Annotated in this window: 10 protein-coding genes and 1 pseudogene; all 11 read right to left on the reverse strand. The window is 42.6% G+C overall.

Annotated features, from left to right (window positions below):
• A partial coding sequence (locus tag ACFIN0_RS09035; protein ID WP_375702376.1) for a hypothetical protein occupies window positions 1-1013 on the reverse strand: 1013 nt, incomplete at its 3' end.
• Window position 1014: 1 nt separating this feature from the next.
• Entirely contained in the window at window positions 1015-1722 is a 708-nt protein-coding gene (locus ACFIN0_RS09040; protein WP_375702377.1) for a hypothetical protein, read from the reverse strand.
• Between the two features lie 10 nt (window positions 1723-1732).
• Entirely contained in the window at window positions 1733-2113 is a 381-nt protein-coding gene (locus tag ACFIN0_RS09045; protein WP_375609772.1) for a hypothetical protein, read from the reverse strand.
• 11 nt (window positions 2114-2124) lie between these two features.
• A complete protein-coding gene (locus ACFIN0_RS09050) occupies window positions 2125-2505 on the reverse strand; it encodes a hypothetical protein (RefSeq protein ID WP_375689637.1) in 381 nt (126 codons plus the stop codon).
• Window positions 2506-2527: 22 nt separating this feature from the next.
• Window positions 2528-3655 carry a N4-gp56 family major capsid protein gene (locus ACFIN0_RS09055; protein ID WP_375617006.1) on the reverse strand — a complete coding sequence of 376 codons (1128 nt, stop codon included), beginning with the start codon at window positions 3653-3655 and terminating at the stop codon, window positions 2528-2530.
• An 89-nt stretch (window positions 3656-3744) separates the two neighbouring features.
• Window positions 3745-4629, reverse strand: a complete 885-nt coding sequence (locus ACFIN0_RS09060) for a hypothetical protein (RefSeq protein ID WP_375702378.1) — start codon at window positions 4627-4629, stop codon at window positions 3745-3747.
• A 13-nt stretch (window positions 4630-4642) separates the two neighbouring features.
• Window positions 4643-6661, reverse strand: a complete 2019-nt coding sequence (locus ACFIN0_RS09065) for a portal protein (RefSeq protein WP_375702379.1) — start codon at window positions 6659-6661, stop codon at window positions 4643-4645.
• On the reverse strand, window positions 6646-7974 hold the full coding sequence (locus ACFIN0_RS09070) for a PBSX family phage terminase large subunit (RefSeq protein ID WP_375702380.1): 1329 nt from the start codon (window positions 7972-7974) through the stop codon (window positions 6646-6648). Before ACFIN0_RS09070 ends, ACFIN0_RS09065 begins: the two co-directional genes overlap by 16 nt.
• Window positions 7955-8290 carry a hypothetical protein gene (locus tag ACFIN0_RS09075; RefSeq protein ID WP_375610989.1) on the reverse strand — a complete coding sequence of 112 codons (336 nt, stop codon included), beginning with the start codon at window positions 8288-8290 and terminating at the stop codon, window positions 7955-7957. Before ACFIN0_RS09075 ends, ACFIN0_RS09070 begins: the two co-directional genes overlap by 20 nt.
• Before the next feature lie 686 nt (window positions 8291-8976).
• On the reverse strand, window positions 8977-9504 hold the full coding sequence (locus ACFIN0_RS09080; RefSeq protein ID WP_375702381.1) for a hypothetical protein: 528 nt from the start codon (window positions 9502-9504) through the stop codon (window positions 8977-8979).
• A gap of 15 nt (window positions 9505-9519) precedes the next feature.
• Window positions 9520-9633, reverse strand: a pseudogene (locus tag ACFIN0_RS09085) (single-stranded DNA-binding protein); the annotation flags it as partial.

A 9633-nucleotide genomic window follows, 5' to 3' on the forward strand; every position in this document is an offset into this window, starting at 1 on the left:
TAACCTGTCGTAAATACTGGAAACAACGTGAAAGGTTTTCCCTGTAGCGTCGACCATTTCTGCAATCCCCAATCATAGACAAAGGTCGTTTGCTCGTTATTACCTCTTTTTAAGGACCAGTAAATCCGGTTATCAATGGGGTCTATAACCCCTTGCATCTCATCAAGAGCAAACTTATCAAAGGTTTTAAAAACCGTTCTATCAACCTTCTCAAAGCCTATCGGCAAAAGTTGACCATCAGCACTGATCTGATAAAAGCCACCATCACTCGCAAAAAAAGCATCACTCCCTCGACAAGCTATAGAGGCTGCACTGCGGGATCCACGCTTGTCTTGAAGCTTTTGAAAAATAAAGGGGACTTTAGAGCCTAGCGTAAAACAACCAGCATAAATAGCAGAACGCAAAAAAACGAGGGGATTGCTCGATTCCGTTGCCCCTTGAACATATTCTCCATCATTAAAATTATGATAATAACAATCTTTATCACCTACCGTCCAATGAGTTGCATCATTCAAACCCGACCAATGGATGCGATTGGGATGATCTGTTAATTGCATCAAACAAACAAAATCACCCCAAACCTTCACCAATCCTGCTTTCGGGGGATTGCCTCCTAAATCTTCAAACCGTTCAGAGCTATGAGTATTAAAGACTTGTGGTTTATCATTTTTATTCACCGCAATAATAGTTTCACCAAATAATGCAAACGACCATTTATTCTCTTCATTTGCTTGATAGGTCACACCACTTTGGCTTATGTCTTTCCAACCCTTGGTTTGACTATCATAACTGTAAAGCTTTTTGGCTCCTCCTACGATTATCTTAACACCATTGCCACTTCTAAAGGCTATGCACCCCAACGGCTTTTCTTCTAAAGCATGAGACACTACCATTGCATTAGGCATCGGAATGTAACAGCCATCAGCCGGTAAAACATTCACAAGCATATCCGTAAAACTGCCGTTGACAACCGCAACATCTGGTCTGTAATCAGCGATTGGAAAATAAACCATATTAGAAATCCGTCGGAATTATTCGAGTGACGTTATGACGTTGAGACGTCTCTGCACGCAATTCATGCAACTGTTCGTTAAAGTCATTGTAAGCTGCCGTTGCACAATCGGGATCTTTCAAGATATTCTTGTAAAGTTCGTATTTTGCACGCGCCTTAATCAAATCAAACGCGTGCACAAACCATGGGTGCTCCTCATCGACACTATCTATCTCTGATAAACGCAATGGAGAGAGAATGAGTTGAATCTGATAGGCTTTATCCGGCGTGGGATAAAGATGTAATTTCCTATCAAAATAACTGTAACAAACCGGCGTTCCTTGCTGCTCTGATGATAACAAAGGCTCTAAAGAAACATGGTCCTTACACTCCAATGCAAACTTATGATGTTGATCAGAGCTTAGATAAACGTTTTTTATTTTAACAGCTGTTTCAATAGGGCGGGTAGCGCTTGCATCATAAACACCTTGTCCCGCCCGTGTCTCAAACACCACATCACGGCTTTCGTTAAAGTAAAAACTTTCCCTCTCACAAAAACGAATAGCAGCAAAAATACTTTCTTGGATTTGCGCTACATACTCATCCGTGATGTCATCAATCTCATCTTGGATAACCGACACCAAGTGCGAAAGCGTTCTTCTATGACGATAAACATCTCGCTTTACAGGTATCGGTCCCCCCGTCTTAACCCGAATATAATGACGCGTCATCAGACTTCTCTTAACAATTGGTCACAAATTCAACGACTATACTTGCTTGACCTGCTTGGACTGTCTTATCAGCTTTAGCATAGAGAGTAAGTTCTTCATCATAAGGGACAAATTCCTTTTGATTGCTAGGCTTAACTTCTTTGACTGCCTGCTGTTTGATTTCTGCTTCACCAAATTCAGTTCCTCCAGCAGTACTGCCTATTTTAACCTTCGTGTCCGAAAATGCTGTCTTGACATACACTTTAATTGAAGTAATCAAAGCACCACGAGGGAGGGTGCCTATCTTCATCACCTTTTCTTTATCTTCATAGCTAAAATTAAGACGCAAAAAGCTTACCTGCTGCGTATGAAGATTTCTCCCTTGCAAGGGCTGTGGTAAATAATCTGCCATGTCTTATCCCCTCAATGATTTGTCACAAATTGCACGACCACAACACACTCACCAGCATCAGTGGTTTTATCTCGTGTTGCATAAAGGGTCATTTCTTTATCCTCTGGAGTAAAAACCTTTTGATCTGTTGGTGTAAAATCTTGCGTATTTTGGGCTTTGATATCTTTTTCGCCAAACTCATTGCCGCCATAGGTGCTGCCAATCTTCAATTTCGTCTCAGAAAACGCTGTCTTCACAAACGCTTTTATCGAGGTAATTAAAGCACCACGGGGTAATATCCCGATTTTTTCTGTGAGATGTTTCTCTTTATGTAAGATATTCAAACGTAAGAAACTTACCTGTTGGGTATGTAGATTTCTGCCCTGTAATGGAGGGGGTAATTGATCTGCCATGTCTTGTTTTCCTCCTTAATGATTACGCTGCTGCTTCACCGCTGTAGGTAGGAATAACAATCGTTCCAAAATCTTGCGCTGTTTGTGCACTATTGGGCATTTGGAAACGAGTTTTCTTCATTCCTATCAAAGTCTTGGCGGCAACACCAAATTCACGTTCATAATCAAAATATTCTTCTTTGAGGGTGTAATTTGTTGCACTATGATTTTTCCCAAAACCTATAATCGCACTCTGCGCTCCTAAGAACACCGCACGACGCACACTTTTTACCGCTGTATTATTTGTCGAGTTAACACCATGGGTAACATGAATAGCTTCGCGTAAAACAACACCATTATACATTCCAAGAGAACCATCAAAGATTGGGTTCTTTGCACGAGAAGTCGCATAAACAGATTTTTGGATATCTAACCACTCACCAGCGGCTGTATTGGTACGCAATTGCATCACTTGTGTTGGGTGCAAATAGAGAACGTAAACATCATCACCGTTAACATGGACGGGAGAAATTTGCGGATTGGCAAGTTTGGCTTGTTTAACCGCTTCATCAATAAGCTTCAAACTAAAGCTATGTTTGGCTTTATCATTAAGATCTTCATCTTTGGTTTTCCCATCGGGGCGGATAATCCGTTCACTGCTTGGTGCCATGATTTCATTAAAGCCATAATGAACCGGTTTAATGTACACTTCTCGACCATCAACACTGATCGTACGGGCTGTATAACCACATACCTGAAGAAAGAACATGATGCTTAAACGATTGGCATACCAGCGAACCAAGCCTTCTTTCGCTTTCTTACGTAAATTCGGGAGGATTCTCTGTTGATCAATCGAGTCATCATTGGCAACACGCGCCGCATGTAAAAGCTCGTTAATCACCAACCGATCATTCATAAATTGAAGCGCTTCTTCATTGCCTTCTAAGGTTTCGCCTTGCGTGACACCATCTCCAAACAGATTGACTAGCAAACTGAACGTAACACTATCCCCTGCACTCTTATGGGTTTCGTTGTAAAGCTGGATAATGCTGTTCGAACTTTTGCCAATAAGAGGGGCAATTTTCGTTGCTTTCAAAACTTCATTGCTTAATTTCTGTGACCACAATTTCACCGATTGCGGATCATGGGTTCCTATATGTGTTGTTGCCATTGATTTCACCTTTCTTTGCTGTAAAAAAAACCGGCTTAAAGCCGGTGGAAAACCCGCATCAAGGCGGATTATGTTGTAAAACTGATTGCCTAATCAGGGTCTGCACCCATTATTTCATAAAAACGGGCTTCATTTTTCGGATTGGAGATCCATGCGTTGAATTCTTTCTCTGACATATTGGCAAGGGTGTCTTTTGTCATAGGACCTGTCATGCCTCCTCCACCAGATGCCGTTAAGGTTCTCGCAGAATTCTGACGGCTTTGAAGTGCTGCAACTTGATTATTCGCTTGCATCCCTTGGTTCTGATAACCAAGATTTTGTGCTATCCTATAAATCTCTTCTGCCGGATTGAGATCTCTTTGTGCACAAGTCGCTACAAGCGCATGCAATTGATCTCTTATAATCGCATCTATTATGTTTTGATCTGCACACTCAGGATAAAGTGACGACCAAGACCTCAATTCCTTCGCACGCGTCTCATAAAGAAAATTTGCTGCTGCATCAAAATCACTGGATTTATCTTGAAACGTCTTAACAGAATTATTGAAAAACAGACCAAGACGCATATCATGCTGTTGCTGTTCCTCAGCTTGTCTTAGCGCCTCTTTCTGTGCCCTAATATACGCATCTTGCTCTTGAAGCTTTTTGCCCATCCAACCCATGTAGCCAATAATGTCTTGTGTAGGATCTGGAGGTCCGCCTTCTCCTTCAACCATTGGTGGCTGGGCTTGAGATTCATAAAACTTGACAAGCGCTTCACGGGCTTGTTGAGCTTGTTGTTCTGCATGTTGCCGATCTATAGGAACGATTTCTGAAGGCTTGTCAACGGGCTCTGCAACCGGTTCTGGAGGTGTGACATCGTTACTCTCAACGTTTTCGACCTCGTAATCACTCTCAAAAGAGCTCTCATCATCAAATACCGGTGCACCAACCCTGTAATCTTCATTCATAGCTTCGTTCATTTCTGCATTCATTCTTTCACCTCTCTCAAATATGCATGCCTCTGTGCAATGCTATTCTCTCTCGCATAATCTGATTGTGTGCTTGTTCATTGAGAAGCTTCTGACGTTCAATGTCATGCCTCTGTTGCATCATTTCGGCTTCCAATTCCGCTCTCTTCTGACGCATGAACAATTCAATCTGCTTTTGTTGCAAATCCATCTGTTGCATCTGGCTTTTAGTCACCATATCCTGCTGCTTTTCTTGCAACTTCATTTCTTGTTCGGGATCCATCTGCTGTTGCTGAGCTTGTTGTGCCATTTGCTGCTGTTGCATCTTCTCACTCACACGATTGAGTAATGACGCAGGCAAGGGTGAGTAACGAAGCAAATCAAGCATAATATCCGGTGTTACGGCATTTTGAAGCAACGGTAATAATTGCGTGATAATGCCAAAGGTCCGCTCTTTCTCATTCGGGCTGGTTGGCGCATCATCCACCACAATATCGTAATCTACACTCATCACCGCTTCACGCGTCAAGGGAATATATTGCGCATTCTCTTCACCAGATATCCTCACCAAACGACCATCGGACAAGTAATTCTGTATCAAGTGCAAAATAATCTTACCCTGCCTTTTGCGATACAAACGCAAACCATCAAACAGACAAGCTAGCAAGTTAAGACTGGATTGACGCCGTTGTGCCTCTAAAATCCCTGCTTGTGAGACTTCTCTCGTCCCAATAAACTCAGGCGATAAACCCGTAACTTGATTAATCGCTTCCTTGGCTTCATTAAACAGTTGGAAAAAGCCTGCTGGAAATTGCGCTACGGGTTTTGGTTGTATTTTACCACCAGCCAAAGCACCATTTTTTAAAACCGTAATACTATCAACCCTGCTCCAACTCTTTACAGCTTCTCTCTCATCTTCAAATGCGCCCCTCTCTGCCATTATCCCGCCTTTGGATTGGCTATTGAGAATGTGCATCACTTGACTAAAATATTTATTCGCCCATCGTTGTGGATCTTTTGTCGGGCGCACAACCCCATAAAATTGCCGTTCTATCTTGTCAAAATACCCTGTTATACACTCCCAACCCAATTGACCCGCTGGAACCAAAGGTTGATCGGGGCATTCAAGCAATTTCCTGCCTAAAAAGGCGCGTTTAACAACCTTTTTATTGAAAGCGGCCCCTTGGATATCGGGCATCATGCACTGGAGCTGCTTAAATTCTTCCTCGCTATAATCACGAAGTTCTCCAGTGCTTAAATCGGGCGCTTTGTAATATCGCTCGCTTTCAAACCAACGGCATTCAACAAGTGTGATCATCCGTCGACCGTTTTCAACATCAATGCCCTTCTCATCATTATAAGCTTCAAGATCATTATGATGAATGCCCTCATAAGCAACCCCATCACGCGCCCAATCCGCACTCAGCTCTGTCCAATGAGATTTTGGAAACATCTGCTTGGCTACTTCCAAGGGCTTGCGGTCTACATACCACATGCGTTGTGCATCGGTTAAATTCGGTTGCACTGCCGCACTATCCCAGACCATTTTCAGTGGGTCTAAACGCGTAATTACCGGTTCACCATCAAGACTGTTTTCATAATCAAGGCGGGTATCAGTCCACCCCATGCCGCAGATAACGGCATCTTGGAAAGCATCACTATCAGCGTATTCTGCATGTGCCATGTCGCGAAACCATTCCGCTGCTCCTGTAAGCAATTCACTAGGCAATGCCTTCCCTACTTGACGGGGAATAAACTGCACTTCGCGCTTGTTATTTCTCTCTGAACCCACAACAGCATTCACAAGCGGAGCAATACGGTTAAACGTCATAACGGGGCGGCGTTGCTCTTTTAACGCCGCTAAATCAGCCTCATTCCACTGATCACCATTGTAAAATCGAAAATCCTCTCTTGCATGTTCGCGCCATTTGTTCACATGCTCAACATCTTCTTTGTACCAGCTGACAAGCTTACGAAACAAACCTTCTGTTGACAGATCTGATGCGTTACTTTCTTTCTCTAAATGCTCTTCATCATGCATTATTCTGCCATCCATGACGTGCTCTCATAAGTTTCTCTACCGCTATAAGCTGGTCTCTTCTGTTTCTGCATCGGCTGTTCATACCCCACACACATCAAGCCAAAGGCATCTGCACCATGACTGGACCAATCATGCTCGGCGCCTAAACCAATATTACGCTTCTCATCCCATTTCTCATGATACCAATTCAGTGCCTTGCGACCCGCTACGGTTGTCTCTTCGTTAAACCATACTGAAGGTAAAATCCGTCGCACTGCCTCTATTCGCATCTTAACAGCACCTGCCCCTTGATTAGGAATGACTTGCGTTTCAAAGCCCGCATCATTTAAAGCACTCTCAAAACTCACATTGTGCACACGGTCTCTGGTTGCCCCATCATGGGGGAGAACCATCAATGCCTTCTCATAGCCATTCTGACGTAACCAACCTATGTGCTCGGATAACGGTTGCCCCTGTGCTTCATAATAATCAAGCACTCTGATCTCTCTACCAACAAATTGCGCTATCCATATCGCCGTGGCATCTGCCTTGGCTCCTGTTCCCCCAATATCCCAAAAGGCGCGTATCTGCATTAAAGGATCACGAGCAACACGCCCTATCCGCCCCTCTTGCTCGGCTGCCAACATTTCCTTTTGATAATAAGCACCTTGAACCGCTGTAAGATAAGCCCCTTCCCAGATATGCTTATAAGTCTCGGGGCGGTTTCTCAGATCATCAAGCCGCGCTTCATTCAAGATTTTCGGAAACTTCGGGTTGTCTGACCAGTTGATCTCTACACGCTTAATGGCTTCATTGTCTGAAAAGCGAAACCGCTTCTCAACGGGGGCATTCTCACGCAACGGGTTCCATGTCACCCATAACTCTGCTCTCCACCCCTCACCCTCTTCACGCAAAGTCGGTATAAGCGTTTGCCAAGCCGTCTCTGTCACCGGCTCTGCCTCATCAACCCAGCAGAGCAAAATGCGCCCCATCGATTTAATACTCGCAATATTCCGGTCCAGACCAGAAAACTGAAAGGCTATACGACCATCTATCGACTTAATCGACGACTCTCCAACCTTGTAATAGTCCCTTAAAAAATCATGGGCTTCAATGGCGCGCTTAATCTCCTCCAATGAACTCTCTGCTAGCGAATTTTGAAACTGACGTGCACAAAGAATGGTCCCTGATATCCCCTGCATACCAAATTGATAGCCTTTTAAAGCAGCCATCAAGGCAAATGATCTTGTCTTTCCAGACCCTCGTCCACCCCAAGCTGCTCGTACCAAAGCGTCTCCTGCAAAAATAGGAATGAGTTTTGGTACAATCTTAATCTGTCTTGTCGTCATTCATTGTTAAAGGAGCAATTTCTACACGCCCTATGATCTTAATCGCGCCCCCATCTTCCCCCGTCACTTGCAAGGGCAAGATCTTCCCAAGCAACGCTAAATAAGCCGCAGGGCATCTTATTGCCTGCTTTTCGAGGTAAGAGATTAGTCCTTCCTTGCCATACTTATTGCCTGCCAATTCAGCAGCTTTAAGAATAGCCTCTTTCAAAAGGCGTGTATTCTTATTCGGTACACCTTTGACACGCCCCATTCCTGCCTTAGGGGGTTTATATTTTTTCTTTGTTTGAGAAATCTGTTCTGTATTTTGTGATGTCATAAAATACACCCTCCAGATAATAAAAAACCCCGCATTTGCGGGGATTTTGAACTGTACATTTCCCTCTCTAGACACAATACGCCTAAGTACAGCAATGTCATTAAATACGATTTGCTACACTTTGTCAACATAAAAATAACACATATTGATATTTTTAAAACGAATCTGTATGAAGCGAAGATGCTACAATGAAAAACAAGATAAAATCTAATGTTATTATCGTATTTAAAGAAAATTGCCTTATTCGGAATAATAAGTATCTTATTCACTAGTCATGTAAGTAGTCAACCATTAACAAAACATGTTTCTTCGGAATCTCCATGCCCAAAGGGGCAAATTGCCGTTTTTCGTGATCTACAAAAACGGTCCTCTTTTATTACTTGTATTTCAGAAGGAATGTTGGATTATATTTATAACGACATCCCTAAAGAAATCTCTACAGGTCCATTTAGAATAATTTCTATAGAGGCAAACAACTATCTTCGTATACTAAGACGTTATTTTAATAAAAACAATAGAATAGAATGGTTTGTAATAGGCTTCATAATAATCACCATCATGTCTCTTCCGATTAACATACTCTGGCGATTTAGATTAAAGATTTCTGCGTTTTTATTTGCAATAATGACCGCCTTAGTTATTATTGCAATACCATATATATATGGATATATATATATCTTTCACATCTACTTTTTTGAAAAGTACTTCTGAAGCGCATTAAGAGCAACACGTAATGAATTCACAAGGTGTGGTAGTATTTGATCTTCTATAACGAGGTACTGTAGCGCAGCATGAAGATTATACTGTCTATAAAGGCATTGTGCTTCTTTTAGTGCCTCTTGCATATTTATAAACTGCTCTGTTGCAAACGATACCCATTTGTCTCTTGCCTTATCATCAGAAGATGATGGCATTTCGTCATAAATTGCATTAGGCAAGCCTTTTGCACAAAGGTAATCGTTTCTTATCTGTAGGTACTGTTGCGCGGCATCATATTGCTCTTGTGTAAGCACGCCTTGCAAACAAAGCCGCCCGATATAGGTACCAGAGAGCGGATTTTTTGCCTCCTGTAGCGTTAAACCGAAGCGCTTTGCACGTATCTCTATTGCCAATAGATCGACGGCTTCACGGGGGTATTTTGCACGTGATATACGACCATTGGCTTCTCTTAGCTGCCCTGCTATTTTAGGGCGTCCCCTTTTGTTTTTTTTCACAACACCGCCTTCTGTTTAAAAAGGAACACTATCATTCATAACGGTATGAGATGTATCAAGAGGCTTGTGAAAGCTTCTGTCATAAGGTGATGACTGATCTTGATTATCATCATTTTTGCCATCTAAAAG

It is taken from the genome of Bartonella sp. AA89HNZF (assembly GCF_042196905.1).
GTDB lineage: Bacteria > Pseudomonadota > Alphaproteobacteria > Rhizobiales > Rhizobiaceae > Bartonella.

Coding starts and splice junctions, on each gene's coding strand:
- ACFIN0_RS09040 (WP_375702377.1), bottom strand. CDS start 1,722: ATGACGCGTCATTATATTCGGGTTAAGACGGGGGGACCGATACCTGTA.
- ACFIN0_RS09045 (WP_375609772.1), bottom strand. CDS start 2,113: ATGGCAGATTATTTACCACAGCCCTTGCAAGGGAGAAATCTTCATACG.
- ACFIN0_RS09050 (WP_375689637.1), bottom strand. CDS start 2,505: ATGGCAGATCAATTACCCCCTCCATTACAGGGCAGAAATCTACATACC.
- ACFIN0_RS09055 (WP_375617006.1), bottom strand. CDS start 3,655: ATGGCAACAACACATATAGGAACCCATGATCCGCAATCGGTGAAATTG.
- ACFIN0_RS09060 (WP_375702378.1), bottom strand. CDS start 4,629: ATGAATGCAGAAATGAACGAAGCTATGAATGAAGATTACAGGGTTGGT.
- ACFIN0_RS09065 (WP_375702379.1), bottom strand. CDS start 6,661: ATGGATGGCAGAATAATGCATGATGAAGAGCATTTAGAGAAAGAAAGT.
- ACFIN0_RS09070 (WP_375702380.1), bottom strand. CDS start 7,974: ATGACGACAAGACAGATTAAGATTGTACCAAAACTCATTCCTATTTTT.
- ACFIN0_RS09075 (WP_375610989.1), bottom strand. CDS start 8,290: ATGACATCACAAAATACAGAACAGATTTCTCAAACAAAGAAAAAATAT.